The 15,054-nt window shown below is 38.8% G+C and carries 13 protein-coding genes and 2 pseudogenes; 12 read left to right on the plus strand and 3 right to left on the minus strand.

Translation table 11 applies throughout. From position 1 onward, the window contains the following. Positions 1–160: 160 nt before the first annotated feature. Entirely contained in the window at positions 161–601 is a 441-nt protein-coding gene (locus MK805_RS16585) for a peptidylprolyl isomerase (protein WP_240877033.1), read from the minus strand. A gap of 192 nt (positions 602–793) precedes the next feature. On the opposite strand from MK805_RS16585, the gene MK805_RS16590 reads away from it, so the two are divergent. Beyond that, positions 794–1,468 carry a PIG-L deacetylase family protein gene (locus tag MK805_RS16590; protein ID WP_240877034.1) on the plus strand — a complete coding sequence of 225 codons (675 nt, stop codon included), beginning with the start codon at positions 794–796 and terminating at the stop codon, positions 1,466–1,468. 258 nt (positions 1,469–1,726) lie between these two features. Continuing rightward, positions 1,727–2,023, plus strand: coding sequence for a YerC/YecD family TrpR-related protein (locus tag MK805_RS16595; protein ID WP_240877035.1), 297 nt, complete (start codon positions 1,727–1,729; stop codon positions 2,021–2,023). A gap of 49 nt (positions 2,024–2,072) precedes the next feature. Here MK805_RS16595 and MK805_RS16600 read toward each other — a convergent pair. Then, positions 2,073–2,384 (minus strand): annotated as a pseudogene (locus MK805_RS16600) (transposase); the annotation flags it as partial. Between the two features lie 339 nt (positions 2,385–2,723). Here MK805_RS16600 and MK805_RS16605 point away from each other — a divergent pair. The 9 genes and pseudogenes from MK805_RS16605 to MK805_RS16645 form a co-directional block, all read left to right on the plus strand. Then, positions 2,724–2,858: pseudogene (locus tag MK805_RS16605) on the plus strand (serine hydrolase); the annotation flags it as partial. 690 nt (positions 2,859–3,548) lie between these two features. Beyond that, positions 3,549–4,259 (plus strand): heptaprenylglyceryl phosphate synthase, encoded by a 711-nt coding sequence (pcrB, locus tag MK805_RS16610; RefSeq protein WP_240877036.1) that lies wholly within the window; start codon positions 3,549–3,551, stop codon positions 4,257–4,259. Continuing rightward, positions 4,260–6,398, plus strand: a complete 2,139-nt coding sequence (gene pcrA, locus MK805_RS16615) for a DNA helicase PcrA (RefSeq protein ID WP_240877037.1) — start codon at positions 4,260–4,262, stop codon at positions 6,396–6,398. Positions 6,399–6,411: 13 nt separating this feature from the next. Further along, the gene (gene ligA / locus MK805_RS16620; RefSeq protein WP_240877038.1) at positions 6,412–8,418 is read left to right on the plus strand and encodes an NAD-dependent DNA ligase LigA; all 2,007 of its coding nucleotides are present in this window, start codon (positions 6,412–6,414) and stop codon (positions 8,416–8,418) included. Positions 8,419–8,735: 317 nt separating this feature from the next. Then, positions 8,736–10,379: a transglutaminase domain-containing protein gene (locus MK805_RS18075; protein WP_240877039.1), complete on the plus strand. Its 1,644-nt coding sequence runs from the start codon at positions 8,736–8,738 to the stop codon at positions 10,377–10,379. 109 nt (positions 10,380–10,488) lie between these two features. Further along, positions 10,489–10,767: a hypothetical protein gene (locus MK805_RS16630; RefSeq protein WP_240877040.1), complete on the plus strand. Its 279-nt coding sequence runs from the start codon at positions 10,489–10,491 to the stop codon at positions 10,765–10,767. 52 nt (positions 10,768–10,819) lie between these two features. After that, the gene (locus MK805_RS16635) at positions 10,820–11,062 is read left to right on the plus strand and encodes a hypothetical protein (RefSeq protein ID WP_240877041.1); all 243 of its coding nucleotides are present in this window, start codon (positions 10,820–10,822) and stop codon (positions 11,060–11,062) included. A 3-nt stretch (positions 11,063–11,065) separates the two neighbouring features. Next, the gene (locus tag MK805_RS16640; protein ID WP_240877042.1) at positions 11,066–11,407 is read left to right on the plus strand and encodes a DUF2085 domain-containing protein; all 342 of its coding nucleotides are present in this window, start codon (positions 11,066–11,068) and stop codon (positions 11,405–11,407) included. 41 nt (positions 11,408–11,448) lie between these two features. Further along, a complete protein-coding gene (locus tag MK805_RS16645; protein WP_240877043.1) occupies positions 11,449–11,625 on the plus strand; it encodes a hypothetical protein in 177 nt (58 codons plus the stop codon). 101 nt (positions 11,626–11,726) lie between these two features. On the opposite strand, the gene MK805_RS16650 is transcribed toward MK805_RS16645, so the two are convergent. After that, a complete protein-coding gene (locus tag MK805_RS16650) occupies positions 11,727–11,927 on the minus strand; it encodes a hypothetical protein (RefSeq protein WP_240877044.1) in 201 nt (66 codons plus the stop codon). A gap of 337 nt (positions 11,928–12,264) precedes the next feature. Here MK805_RS16650 and MK805_RS16655 point away from each other — a divergent pair, with 337 nt between their 5' ends. Next, positions 12,265–14,907, plus strand: coding sequence for a transglycosylase domain-containing protein (locus MK805_RS16655; protein ID WP_240877045.1), 2,643 nt, complete (start codon positions 12,265–12,267; stop codon positions 14,905–14,907). Positions 14,908–15,054 lie beyond the last annotated feature (147 nt).

A 15,054-nucleotide genomic window follows, 5' to 3' on the forward strand; every position in this document is an offset into this window, starting at 1 on the left:
TTCTTCCGAGTTGGAAGGTTGAAATCAAAGCAAAAACACAGATGAGAATAACAAAGATAAGTCCATATGTAAATATTATAATAACCTCCATTTTCTGCGGTACTTTACATGAAGTAAAAAAGAGGCTTTTTTAGGAAGCCTCTTTTTTACTTCATGTATGTTACTTCTCTTCCCAAACTTGCACTTCTTTCATTTTTTCTCCTTGTTTCATGCTGAGCACATGTTCCAAGCCGGAAGTTACTTTACCAAAAACCGTATGTACACCATCTAAGTGGGGTTGATTTTCATGAACGATAAAAAATTGAGAGGAGCCGGTATCTTTTCCTGCATGTGCCATCGATAGTGCTCCAGGTACATGTTGATGAGGATTTCCTTCAGTTTCGCATTTGATGGTATAGTCAGCTCCGCCATATCCGGTTCCCTGAGGGCAGCCTCCTTGGCTTACAAAACCTGGGATGACTCGGTGGAAAATAAGTCCATCATAAAATCCTTCATCTGCAAGTTTTTTAAAGTTTGCTACTGTATTTGGTGCTGCTTCTGGAAAGAATTCTAATTCGAGTTCTTTTCCACCTTCGAGTGTGATTTTTCCTTTAACTGCCATTTAAATACCCTCCTTATCTAATCATGGTTTATTGTAACTTACTTTATGAAAGATTGATAGACCGATGCAGATCGATATTAAACAGAGTGTATAACTTTACTTTAAATCCGACTATTCGAATCGTATTTATTTACTTTTAAATCAGAATAAAGTATTATTTATGAGAGGTAAGAACCGTGAATAGAGAGGATAATGGTGTCTACCACACTAGTCATACTCGCTCATCCAGATGATGAGATTGCAGTTGGTCCAGGAACCATCGCTCATCTCGTATCGCTTGGTGAACGGGTAGTACTTTACTACGCTACCCTAGGAGAGGGTGGTATTTCAGGACTTCTAAAAGCTGGTGGCGAATGGATTTCTCCTGATAAGCTGGCGGAAGTACGCTCTCACGAATTGAGTCGCGCAGCGAATCTTCTGGGAGTGAGTAAGGTAATTGTCCGTAATTTTGGGGATGGAAAGCTAGATTCCCAGAAGGAACTTCTTCAGAAAGATATTCTTGAGGTTCTGGAGCAGGAACGCCCTAATAAGGTGGTTACTTTCCCCCCATCTGGTCTGACATACCATATGGATCATATGGCAGTCAGCCAATGTACCACTGAGGCGATTCATCAGTATTCAGGAAAGACACAGCTGTTTCAGCGTGTGATCAAAGACCACTGCGGTGTAGTCAATGTCGTGCATGATGATCTCACCGCAAGGTACCGTGTATCTGTAGAGAAGTACAGGGGTACCATCTACGATGTGATGCACACACATAAAACTCAGGTACGATCAATGGATCACATTTTTCCGGCTCTTCGAGAAGGTAGAGGAGTCGAAGATTTGTGGCGATACGAGTACTTTGCCGCTGTCCCGCTCGAATAAAATAAATACGTGTGACAGCGGACCGCCCCTTTCTCTTAAGCAGTCAATGCGAAGGAGAGAGGGGCGCTGTCTTTCTAAAAGTGATATTATATTAAGGAAATAAATAATTCCAAGCGAATTACTATGTATTGTTTTTGTAAAGGCATTTTTTGTATCCGTGCGATAAATTCAAAAATCTGATAATATTTGTGGAAAGGTTTTATTTGCATTCCACGATAAAATGCAAGCAAACATGTTGAACGGAAGCGGAGGACCCATATGCAGCTTGATAAATTGAGCAGAAGAGAAGTGGAGCAATTGTTCCAAGCTATCTTAAATTTGAAGTCGATGGAGGAATGTTATTTATTTTTTGAAGATTTGTGTACCGTTGGGGAAGTGAAATCACTATCTCAGCGATTAGAAGTAGCAAAGATGTTGCGAAATGGAAGTACATATACACAAATCGAGAAAGAGACAGGGGCAAGCACTGCGACTATTTCTAGAGTAAAGAGATGTCTTGCCTATGGTATGGATGGCTACCATTTGGCATTAGATCGCATAGAAGGAAAGGCATAAAAACAAAAGGCGACTTTTTTGTACTGAACCCCAAAAGTTGGACTAAGAATTAAGCCACATGCTGGTTGAAATGGATCCTGTATTGAACAGGGCTCATTCCAGCCAGTTTTTGCTTTATTCGTTTGTAGTTGCTAGTAGTGGATATAATTTTCAATTGCTGTTTTTAGTTCCTCATACGTCTCGTATTTTACGCCATAATAAATCTCTTGTTTTAACAAAACAAAGAAGTTTTCCACTGGAGAATTATCTAAACAAATTCCTTTTGATGACATACTTTGAAAAATCTTATTTCTTTTTTGAGCGCTTAAACCCACTTTGTATGTTGATAATGCCAGCCTTAATCCGAATGAATGGTTGTTCGCTGCTATAATAGATGGTTCCTGGATGCAAAATGTATTACACGTTTCAAAATGGGAAGCCACCTGTCTTTTTCATGTAGTGTAATAGGAAGTAGTCCGAGATAACTCCAAAAACGGCTATACAGATAGTAAGAATTGTAAGAACACCTTTAAAGCTCGTAATCATGGTCTTTTATTATGAAAAGTTTTATTCTTGACAAGTAAATCTATTCTGTATTACTATATAATAGTAGTCAGCAATACTTAATATATGTAATACAAAATACATGTGATACTGAGTACTAAAAATATGAGTGAAATGCAAAAAAAGAGGAAATATTTGGAAAATATCACGGAAATGCGGAACCTCGACCTACGCCGACCCGCATAACCAGCTCATCGGATTTCTGCTCACCCAGGTCGGGATGTCCACCCCAGATTCAGCGCGGCTTATTCACGATTTCTGGACCACAGTCTATCAGGCAATTGAAGACTAATACTGAATGGATCAGAATCATACTCATGGCATATATCTTTGCGATATAACGGAGTGATTTCTTCCTTCACAGTGTAAAGAAACGAACCGATTAAAAATAGAAATCGGTTCGTTTTCCATTATATAGTTCCGTTGTTCTCAGTAACCGTTTGCTGGTTCTACTTTGAACAAAAAAATAATTGGTATGTATTTATAAAGGATACAAACGAATCTGTGCTATTATTTTTTATAATCCATGAAAAATGGATATCATAACGCGGTTTTCATTCGTGTGTATCCGCAGGAAGGGCTATTATGGAAATCCTTGGGGAGAATGTGACCCCTAATCCCAGCATACTGCCAAGAGTTAGGTTTTCCTGAGAATCCGGTAGATTTTGTAAAAGGATTGAAATCATGGATGACCGAAGTTTTCCAAAAAATAGACAACGAATTCTCGGAGTTTGACGATTGATTGACCCATTTCTTAATCTGTTGCTTACTGGAAATTCCATATTTTTTGCAAGAAGCCTGTATCCATCTTGTCCTTTTAAATATTTCTTGACCATTTTTATTTTGAATGCCGCGTCATATTTCGCCATAAGAAATGCACCCCTCCAAGTTAGATTTTTGAGTCTAACTTGGAGGGGTGCACATCATTTTAGTCGCTTTTTTGTTTGTGTAAGAGTGTATAATGATAGCGGAGGTTTTTGAGATGTTACGAGAGCGAGTAAGAGCACTTCGACATGTATTTAAATTAGACCCTGCTAAACCGATATCAGAAAAAGCGATACAGATGCTTGCGACATCGGGTACGGATGCGATTTTAGTCGGAGGGACAGATGGAGTTACTTTTCAAAACACAGCTGATCTCCTCTGCCATCTGCAAAATTATGCAATCCCTTGTTTTCAGGAGATATCCACTCCAACTTCATTTGTACCTGGTTTTCAAGGGTATTTTACTCCCTCTGTGTTAAATACAGACGAAGCAAAATGGATTTTGGGGATGCATCATCAGACTATAAAAGCATTTGGTCCTTTTGTTCCTTGGGATAAAGTCCTGCTAGAAGCCTATGTCGTGTTAAATCCAGATGCAAAAGTGGCAAAAAGGACAAATGCGAATACAAATTTACAAATTGCGGATGTAATCGCTTATGCCCAGATGGCAGAATGGTTGCAAATTCCCATTTTTTATGTAGAATATAGCGGAACGTATGGTCGAGTAGATATTGTCCAAGAAGTATCTGCTGTTTTGCATCACACCCGTCTATGCTACGGGGGTGGTATTAGAAGCCAAGAACAGGCTGAAGAGATGGCAACATGGGCAGATATGGTAGTAGTTGGAAACCTCATCTATGAAGATTTAATACAAGCAATACATACAGTGAAATGGGTAAAATCGACAAAAAAGAGAGGAGAAAGATAGGTGCAATCGACGACGATTTCTTTAGAAGGTTTAAACGATGCACAGAGACAAGCTGTACTCACAACAGATGGTCCACTGCAAATCATTGCGGGGGCAGGAAGTGGAAAAACAAGGGTACTCACTCATCGTGTAGCGTATTTATTGGGGGAAAAGCGAATTCATCCGTGGAACATATTGGCGATAACCTTCACCAATAAAGCAGCAAAAGAGATGAAGGAGAGGATCGCTAATCTGATCGGTTCCGTTGCTCAAGATATATGGGTATCCACTTTCCACTCGATGTGCGTACGTATTTTACGGAGGGATATTGACCGGATTGGATATGCAAATAGCTTCACTATCCTTGATACCTCTGATCAGTTATCGGTGATCAAACAGATTTTAAAAGAAGAGAATATGGACCCAAAGAAATTTGAACCCCGCAATTTACTCTTCCAGATCAGCCAAGCGAAAAACCAATTGATCGATGCAGATACTTTTCGAGCAACTGCTTCTAGTTTTATGGAGCAAATCGCTGCACAAGTATATGAACGATATCAGCAAAAGCTGCGAACAAATGAATCCCTTGATTTTGATGATTTATTAATGGTGACTGTTCGATTATTTCAGCAAGTTCCAGAGGTTTTGGACTATTATCAAAAGAAATTCCAATATATTCATGTCGATGAATACCAAGATACAAACCATGCCCAGTATATGCTGATGAAACTACTAGCAGAAGGCCACAAAAATATTTGCGTGGTTGGAGACTCGGATCAATCTATCTATCGTTTTCGAGGTGCGGATATCCAAAATATCCTCCGCTTTGAACAAGATTATCCTGATGCAAAAATAATCAAGTTAGAACAAAACTATCGTTCTACGAAACATATTTTAGAAGTGGCCAACCAAATTATTGCTAATAATACCGAACGCAGACCTAAAAATTTGTGGACAGATAAATCAGAAGGAGAAAAAATTTCCCTATTTATTGCTGAAAATGAGCAAGAAGAAGCTTATTTTATCGTAGATACGATTGCCAGACTGTGCAAAGAAAATAAATCCTACCAAGATTTTGCGATATTGTATCGAACCAACGCCCAATCGCGTGTACTAGAAGAATTTTTACTAAAAGCGAATGTTCCCTATCAAGTAGTTGGTGGGATTAAGTTTTATGATCGAAAAGAGATTAAAGATATTTTGGCTTATCTCCGTGTGGTAGTAAATCCGCATGATGATATCAGTTTAGAAAGAATTATTAATGTACCAAGGCGTGGTATCGGTGCTACTACGATGGAAAAGATTCGAGCATATGCCGCAAGTGAAGGTGTTTCTCTTTTTTCGGCCATACTGGAAGTAGACTATATCAATCTATCCAAAAGGGTGAAAGATTCACTCACTGGATTTGTGCAGATGATTCAAGCATTTCATGGTATGGCTGATTATATATCGGCCGTGGAGATGACAGAAGAAATTTTATCTCGCTCGCAGTATCGAGAAGAGTATAAAAAAGATAAGACAATCGAAGCACAAGCAAGATTGGAAAATATCGATGAGTTTCTCTCCGTAGCAAAAGAGTTTGAAAATAGAAATGAAGATAAGAGTATTCTCGCATTGCTCACGGAGCTCGCACTAGTGGCAGAAGTAGACAATGAACCTGTAGAGACGGACAGCGTATCATTAATGACAGTCCATAGTGCAAAAGGATTAGAGTTTCCGCATGTATTTATTGTCGGAATGGAAGAGAATATTTTTCCACACAGCCGTTCGTTAGAAGATGAAGTGGAAATGGAAGAAGAACGAAGACTTGCTTATGTTGCAGTTACTCGCGCTGAAGAAATGTTATACCTTTCTAGAGCTAGAACTCGTACCTTGTATGGGTTTACAAGTATGAATACCGCTTCTCGATTTTTATCGGAAATCTCTCCTGATCTATTACAAGAAGTAGGAAAGACAAATCCAAAAGTACAAAAAAGAGTAATAAATCGTCCAACTCCACGACCTATAGGAACTTGGGCAGTAGGCGATCAAGTAAATCACAAAAAATGGGGATTAGGAACAGTTGTCAAGGTAGATGGCGAGGAGTTAAATATTGCATTCCCAGCTCCGATTGGCGTGAAAAAATTACTCGCTCAATTTGCTCCGATTGAAAAAGTGTAGGGAGGATTGTTTTATGGATTTTGCTGATGCCAAAGAACGGGTAGAATCATTGCATCAACAACTATTAGAGCATAATAGACGGTACTATGTGCTGGATGATCCGATCATCTCAGATGCCCAGTATGATCAGTTGATGCGGGAATTGATTCAATTGGAAGCAGAGTTTCCAGAGTTACAAACAGCAGATTCACCAACACAACGGGTGGGAGCAGAGCCACTTCCTTTTTTTGAAAAAGTAGAACACACAACGCAGATGCTGTCGCTTGGCAATGCTTTTAATCAGGAAGATCTAATTGAGTTTGATAAGCGTATCAAAAAGGCGACAGGATTAGATCAGATTACGTATGTATGTGAGTTGAAAATAGATGGTTTAGCTGTCTCTGTTCGGTTTGAAGATGGCATATATAAGCTGGGTGCAACAAGAGGCGATGGACAAATAGGAGAGAACATCACTCAAAATGTTAAAACCATTCGTTCACTTCCTTTAAAATTGGCAGAGCCTCTCACATTAGAAGTGCGTGGAGAAGCATATTTACCAAAAAAAGAATTTGAACGAATCAATAACCAGCGTGCGGAAAAGGGTGAACCGCTTTTTGCCAATCCAAGAAATGCAGCAGCTGGCTCCCTTCGGCAATTAGACCCCAAACTAGCGGCAGAACGTGCTCTTGATTTATTTTTTTATGGAATGGATGGAGAATCCGTAGAAACATTTGCGACACATCAAGAAACATTGCAGTCAATCAGGAAACTTGGATTAAAAGTAAATCCAGAGTGGAAAGTTGCTCAAAATATCGATGAAGTTTGGGGTTATATTGAGCATTGGCAGCTGGAGCGAAGCAACTTAGGATATGAGATCGATGGGATTGTGATCAAAGTAGATGAGTATGCTCTGCGCAAGGAACTCGGTTTCACTGCAAAAAGCCCGCGCTGGGCAATTGCCTACAAATTTCCTGCTGAAGAGGCTGTTTCTATTTTAGAAGATATAGAGCTGCGTGTTGGACGTACGGGTGTTATCACACCGACTGCTATTTTACATCCTGTAGTTCTAGCAGGTACAACAGTAAAAAGAGCATCTTTGCACAATGAAGATATTATTCGGGAGAAGGGCTTATTACTTGGAGACCATGTAGTGGTCAAAAAAGCAGGGGACATCATTCCTGAAGTTGTGAAAGTTATCACATCTGAGCGCACAGGGAAGGAAACTGCTTTTCACATGCCTACACACTGTCCAGAATGTGACAGTGAACTTGTTAGATTAGAAGGAGAAGTGGCCCTGCGTTGTATCAATCCAGCATGTGCAGCCCAGATCAGAGAAGGTATTATTCACTTCGTTTCTCGTGGTGCAATGAATATGGAACGTCTAGGAGAAAAAGTAGTCATTCAACTGTTTGAACATAAACTTGTTTCCTCTATAGCGGATCTTTATTATCTACAGGAAAATGATTTACTGGCGCTGCCGAGGATGGGAGCCAAATCGGTTGGAAATATTCTCGCTTCGATAGAAAAAAGCAAAAGAAATTCGTTAGAACGTCTGCTCTTTGGCCTTGGTATCCGTTTTGTTGGCTCTAAGGGAGCGAAAATGATCGCGCAACATTTTGAAACTATGGATGCGATTGTAGAGGCTACTGAAGATGACCTTTTAGCTGTGGAAGAAGTAGGACCGAAAATGGCTGAAAGTATTGTCACTTATTTTGCTAAACCTGAAGTAAAAGAGTTATTAAATAGGCTAAAAAAAGCAAATGTCAATATGTCCTACACTGGTCCTAAGGTGCGAACGAATGCAACAGAACATCCTTTTGCTGGAAAAGTGTTTGTGATTACAGGGACGCTTGACAGCATGACTCGTCAAGAAGCAGCAGAAAGACTGGAACAGCTGGGGGCACAAGTGACGAATAGTGTCAGTAAAAAAACAAATTATCTGCTTGCAGGTGAGAAGGCAGGCTCCAAACTGACTAAGGCACAAGACTTAGGGGTTACGATTTTAGATGAGAAAGCTTTCTTAGCTAACATTTCTTTATGAAACAATTGTTAGGATTTTAGCGTAATGTAAGCATTGTTCAATCATTCATTTACAATTGTCCTCTATTCCATGTATACTGATGAAGATGATTGTTTTTCTCCATTTTGATCTTTGGTGTTTTGTATGAAGAGAGTTGAAGGCGATAGCCGGCAATTCTCTTTTTTTTGTTTAGTAGAAAAGAAAGTATATGCCTCTGTCTGCGTCTTGGAAGGCTAGGCACACCGGCAAGTTTTATTTAGAAAAAGGGTTTAGGCATATAGATATGGAATGGGGTAAACTGGTGAATGGCTGTGGTCTAGAAAGGTAGGATAGACAAGGTGAAACGTATCGTCCTTTTGGTTCTCTCCCTGCTTACATTAGTAGGCTGTAGTAATAGGTTAACGGATCTGAGCACGATAGAACAACAATTTTACACAGATTTAGAAAAAAGTCCCATTACCCTCACATCATTTGGAAAACAATTAGGTGGTCAAATACTATCACCCAAATTCAATGATTCTAGTGTGGATACCAATGTAGAAGTAGAGGGTTTTGTCAAGCAATATCAACGACTGACTGGGAAATATATGTGGATTCAAGTCAGTTATGAGGACGGGAAAGGTCCACTTTCAAAGACCTTTGAATATTACACAGATCTAAAACATGGGAAATTTACAGAGTCAATCCAATTATTTGCTGGTGTTGGCGATTACCATGTGAAAATTTTTGCCCCTGGAAGTGAAAAAACTCGTTCTTATTATCTTTTCTCAGAATTTGATGTAACCAATCAAAATCCTGATATACAAGCAGATGTAACCTATACTTTGCTGGCAAAAGAAACAGGACTTACAATATCTAACCCAACAAAAGGTTATCAATCCAGTAAAGATTCTATTTTTTTGCGTGGAAAAGTGGATGAGAGTTTAGCTAAAAAACAGGTGTTGCTACAAGTGCTGAAAGGGAACAAGAAGTGGCAGAGAGTAATCACTATTTCCAAGCAGGCTACTTTTCAAGAAACAGTCCCTTTGTTGTATGGGGAAGGCATTCATCAGATTGAAATATTGTTACCTGATGAAAACAGAACGGATTACTTTCTCTCTGGAGCTAAATTTTATGTTTATAATCGAACGAGGGATAGTCATTCTCCTATCCAGTATTCTGTAATGTATGAACAACGAGGTATTCATCTTACTACACCAATTGTTGGAGGTGGCCAAGGAGAATATTCTTATCGAGTAAAAGGGTACCTTGATTCTCATGCAGAACAAGCAAAGGAGACAACTCATCTCATCATTCAAACCAAAAAAGATGGCCTTTTGGCAACATACTTTGTACCTATTAAACATTTTTCTTTTGACAGTAAAATACCTTTGCGATTTGGTGCTGGTGATTACGATGTGATCGTTTATGTACCAGAGATCACAAAACAACAGAGAGATTATTTTCGGTTTTTTATGGTGGCAAAATTCCAAGTATCTAGTTTTGCCGAAGAAGATAAACGCGATTTATTACCGAGCAGAGGAATTGAACCAGATAATCCAAAAATTAAGCAGCTTGCCAAAAAAATTACGAGGGCTGCAAATTCTGATTATGAACGGGCAAAGTTGATTTACCGATACGTAGCTAAGACGATGAATTATGATGTGGGCAAATTTGAGGAAAACAGTTTTGCTTGGGATGATGGTGCGTTAAAATCGTTAAAACTAAAAAGAGGTGTTTGTCAAGACTATGTATTTTTAACCTTATCTTTGCTTCGATCGTTGGATATTCCTTCGCGATTTATAGAAGGTATTGCCAATAATCAAAATCATGCTTGGGTAGAAGCTAAGATAAATGGAGATTGGTTGGTAATGGATCCTACTTGGGGATCCGGTTATATTGATCCAAATAAAGGATTTATCAAGCATTATGATAAGAGTTTTTTTGACATTCCTAAGAAAAAATTAGAGAAAACACATAAACGAACCGGTGTTGTATATTAGCGAAAACATCCGAATCAAGGATGTTTTTTTATTTTTTATTTGGAAATATAGTATAATGATTTCATGGAATAATTAAAATTTATATGATATAAATAAAAGGAGGGATAATTTGTTTTTTTTAGCTATTATTAGTTTTTTTATCTTTGCGATAAGCGGCATACAGCTAGTTGCAGGCGGATATGTGATTGCTGGAGTTCCGGTTTTAGCAGTGTCTGGAGTAGTACCTCTTCTTTCTTCTTTTTGGAGTAGTCGACGCTATAAAAAGCATAGCGGCGGCGAGGAAAGTGGAGATGATGGCTGTAGTATCTGTGATAGTTGTGAATGTCTCGACAACATTGGAGATTTGAGTTGTTTTGATCTTGGTGACTGTGATTGTGGCTGTGATTAATATATGTGAAGGCCCTTTTGAAATTCGTTTTAAATGAAGGGGGAATAAAATTTTGTTTATTCTTACTATTATTAGCTTTTTTATTTTTGCCTTAAGTGGTCTTCAGCTTGTAACGGGAGGATATATTTTAGCTGGCATTCCCACATTAGCAGTGTCTGGTATTGTCCCTGTTTTTATTTCGTTTTGGCGTGATCGTCGCCGTAAAAAGCATAAACATAAGCACAGCAAAGCAGGAGAAGCTGTTGAAAATACTTGCGACACTTGCGATTTTTGCAGTGACTGTGGATGTGATTGATAGATGAATTTTACACAACTGCTTTATAAAATTCCTTGTCATCGTCGAGCAGATCGTTCTCTTTTCTTTAAAGGTAAGCAATTCCCGCTATGTGCGAGATGTACCGCGATTTATGCTTCCTATATTTTATTGCCTATCTTCGCTTTCATTCATAAAAATATATACTTTTTAATTCTTGGTATCCTTTTTCAGTTACCTATGTTTATTGATGGATATACACAATTGTTAAAATGGAGAGAAAGTAACAACACCCTTCGGATGATCACAGGTTTTATAAGTGGCTTTGGGCAATGTTTATTTATCTGGTTTTGGACCGATTTTATCACCACTCACTTAAAACTGTAGTATACCATAAACAATTACGAGTTTCCTAAGGAGGAATGACATTGATCGGTGCTATCGTAGGATGCCTGGTTATCGTGATTGTAATTTTCCTTGTATTGTCAATTGCAGGGATTGGCATTGTTGCCTACTTTTTTGGAGATGCAGTTCAGTGGTTGCAAAATCCTTATATACCAGATTGGGTTATAGATGTTTTAAAATGGATTCAAATATTTAACTAGTAAGATGAGCCAATATTATTTGGCTCTTTTTTTGTGAGGACAAACATTTGACATCTCCACACGGCTAAAGCCGTTGGATTCTTGGGACGATAGCCTCATGACTATTTCATTACCAAGCTAACCCCGTGTGCCCCACGGTTACGAATGTGGAATTCTTCTTTGCCGCAAACAACTTGGTTTTCGTCTGCTGCGACAATACATATATTACCATACGAATGCTTGTTTGTAAACTTACTTTTTTCGAAGATTGGACTGGTGAAAGAAAAATTCTTCCCTTCATCCAACGCGCGCTTTCCTCCCATGATTTAAATCGTGGATTTTCTCGCTCGCAATGCTATATGTATGTTATTGGTTATATAAGGAAGCCTTCTTTCATTGACAAGAACACTAGAGAGCTAATATTATCCATTAGAGGGAAAACGACCAATCTTAGCGAATTATCGTAACATTACTGTAATATTTTTTGTGCAGAAACGTCCCAAAAATTTATCTTTGCGTTATAATGTTATCATGCCAAAATGGGCATAAGTTTTGGTTGCAATTTTATAATTTAATATGAATTGAAATGGAAATTAGGATATTTCCAAATAAAATACGAGAACGAGTTGTTTGGGAGAAGTTTTATAGGAGGTAAGTTGGATGGATGATTTTCAACGCCGCAATAATCAACGACGTAATAACCAACAATCATTTCAGCCAAGAACGAGAACAGAAAGATTAGGTTCCCGAGTCAGCCAAATGTCCGGGAAGAATGGGAAGAAAGGGAAATATAGTCGGTTTTTTAACAAAAAATGGTTTATTTTGGTCGGTCTTACAACGCTTCTATTGATAATTGGCGGCTGTTCAGCAGTAATGATGTCGGCAAGTGTTTATAATATTAATGAATTAAATAAACTAGATTTTTCGACGAGTGTTTTTGATAACAATGGAAAGCAAATTGGCCGTATTGGAAGCGTGTATCGGGAGTATATTTCCATGAAAGATTTAGAAAGATACAATCCAGATCTTCCAAAAGCATTTGTCAAGGTAGAGGATCAGCGTTTTTATCAGCACTCTGGTGTGGACTGGTACGGACTAGGTCGTGCAGTATTTAAAAACATACTCGCAGGAGGCAAAGGTGAAGGTGGTGGTACCATCACCATGCAGGTTGCTCGTAACGTTCTATTGAAAGACAGAGAAAAAACCTATACTCGGAAGTTAAAAGAAATTGCAGCGGCACTCAATATTGAGCATAAATATAGCAAAGATCAAATTTTAGAAACGTATCTCAATTATATTGATTTTGGAAACCAAGTAGCAGGAATTGAGATGGCAGCAAAGATTTATTTTGGGAAAGATTTGAAAAAGCAAAAGTTAGAGCCTCAAGAGATCGCTTTTTTAGCTGGACTTCCAAAAGCACCTTCTACCTATAACCCATATCGCGGTCCAAAAGGTGTGCAAAAGGCAATCGAACGCAGAAATGTGGTACTAATGAAGATGGCAGAGAACAATGAACTTCCACCACTTATTACGGAAGCGGAAAAAGTTAAGTTGCAGAAGATGCCTTTAGGAACCAATGAAGAGTATCTAGCTAAATACAGTAAGCGAGGCAAATACCAAGCTTATACAAACCAAGTATTGAAAGAGATTGGAGATCGTTATGATTTAAGTAGTGAAGACTTAAATTCAAATGGTTATAAGATTATTACCGGAATTGATACACATGCCCAACAAGTAGTCGAGGAAGCTATGAAAACCGATTCCTTATTTAAAGGGAAGAAAAGTTATGACGGTCAAGTAGATTCAGGCGTAACTATGATCGATCCTCATACCGGATTGATTAAAGCGATTGGTGGAGGACGTAATTATAAACCTGGAAGCCTGAACCGTGCTCGTCAAAAAGTTCAACCGGGTTCATCGATTAAACCTCTTGCTGTATTTTCACCTGCTGTAGAAGAAAAGGGATTTAATCAGTACACTCCATTTATGGATGCGCCATATAAAGTTGGAAACTGGAGTCCGAAAAACTTCTCTAATGGTTTCGCAGGAAATGTTACGATGGATGAAGTTGTTTATGATTCCATTAACGTCGTTACCGTAAAAATGTTGATGGAAGATGTAGGATTGGACAATGCTTATGCATATGCAAAAGACAAATTTAAACTGCCTTTAGTAGAAGCTGATAAAGCACCAGCTGCTCTAGCACTCGGTGGATTGACTCATGGTGTGAACTCCATCAGCATGGCACAAGCTTATACCACCTTTCCTAACAACGGTGAGATGGCAACAGCTCATACGATTATCAGGATTGTGGATAAAAATGGTAAAGAAGTGCCGCCTAAAGATGGGCAAGAAATTGATGCAAAAGGAAATCCATCAAAAGTATTGTCTCCAACGACTGCATGGTATATGACCAATATGATGCGTGATGTTGTGGAAAACCCACATGGTACGGCGCATAGTGCAATTAAATTGGGAAGGCAGGTAGCTGGTAAAACGGGTACAATCAGTAAAGAAGATGCAGGATGGTTTGTCGGTTATACTCCTGATCTCGTGCTGGCTGTCAATGTGTTTAACGATGTAGTAGATGGTGTAAAAGGAAATGCACAGATTACTGGTGGTTCGATGCCAGCTAAAGTGTTCAATTACATTATGAAACACACACTGGAGAATACACCAGCAAAAGACTTCCAGAAACCGGAAGGTGTAAAAGATCCAGTACCACCATTCCAATTACAAGCACCAAACCTATCGGGAAGTTATAATGCAGATAACAACAGTATTCAGCTAAGTTGGCAAAAACAAGATAGTAGGGTCGTCTATACTATCCAGCGTTCGGAAGATGGAGTGAACTTTACGGATCTTCAAACTAATGTAAGTGGTAACTCCTTTACCGATACAAGTGTGCAACAACCAGGTGGTGGGTTTGGCGGAATATTTGGCGGTGGCAACAGTGAAAAATCGTATTACTATAAAGTAATTGCGACCGATACACAGGCCACAGATCAAGCAGCAGCCCAGAAATCATCTGGAACACTGCAAGTGAAAGTAAAAGCGAATCAACAAGATAATTCACAACAGCCTTGTGATCAAAATGGGCAACCAGCAGGTTGTACCCCACAAGACAACAATGGAAAAAGTAATGGAACTGATAATAGCGGCCAAAACAATGCTAATGGCAACCCATTGAACAACGGCGGCCAAGATACAAATGGTACCACAGATAACGGGACGAACTCCACAAATGATGGTGGACAGATTTTTGGTGGCAATGGTGGAAAAAATAAAAATGGTGGACAATAAGATTTAAGAAAACAGACCAGTTTTATGAACTGCACCCCAATTGTTAGACACACCTAACAGTTGGAGGTGCAGTTTTTCTATGAGCAAATATTCATTAGAGCTAAAACTTAAGGCAGTTCTTGCCTATTTAGAAGGGAAAGAATCCTT

Origin of the sequence: Shimazuella soli (genome assembly GCF_022511585.1) — a bacterium.
In the GTDB taxonomy this organism is placed as follows: domain Bacteria; phylum Bacillota; class Bacilli; order Thermoactinomycetales; family Thermoactinomycetaceae; genus Shimazuella; species Shimazuella soli.

What these genes read in the sequence shown, in the direction of transcription:
- MK805_RS16585 (WP_240877033.1), bottom strand. Translation starts at nt 601, where the DNA reads ATGGCAGTTAAAGGAAAAATCACACTCGAAGGTGGAAAAGAACTCGAA.
- MK805_RS16590 (WP_240877034.1), top strand. Translation starts at nt 794, where the DNA reads ATGGTGTCTACCACACTAGTCATACTCGCTCATCCAGATGATGAGATT.
- MK805_RS16595 (WP_240877035.1), top strand. Translation starts at nt 1,727, where the DNA reads ATGCAGCTTGATAAATTGAGCAGAAGAGAAGTGGAGCAATTGTTCCAA.
- pcrB (WP_240877036.1), top strand. Translation starts at nt 3,549, where the DNA reads ATGTTACGAGAGCGAGTAAGAGCACTTCGACATGTATTTAAATTAGAC.
- ligA (WP_240877038.1), top strand. Translation starts at nt 6,412, where the DNA reads ATGGATTTTGCTGATGCCAAAGAACGGGTAGAATCATTGCATCAACAA.
- MK805_RS16640 (WP_240877042.1), top strand. Translation starts at nt 11,066, where the DNA reads ATGAATTTTACACAACTGCTTTATAAAATTCCTTGTCATCGTCGAGCA.
- MK805_RS16650 (WP_240877044.1), bottom strand. Translation starts at nt 11,927, where the DNA reads ATGGGAGGAAAGCGCGCGTTGGATGAAGGGAAGAATTTTTCTTTCACC.
- MK805_RS16655 (WP_240877045.1), top strand. Translation starts at nt 12,265, where the DNA reads ATGGATGATTTTCAACGCCGCAATAATCAACGACGTAATAACCAACAA.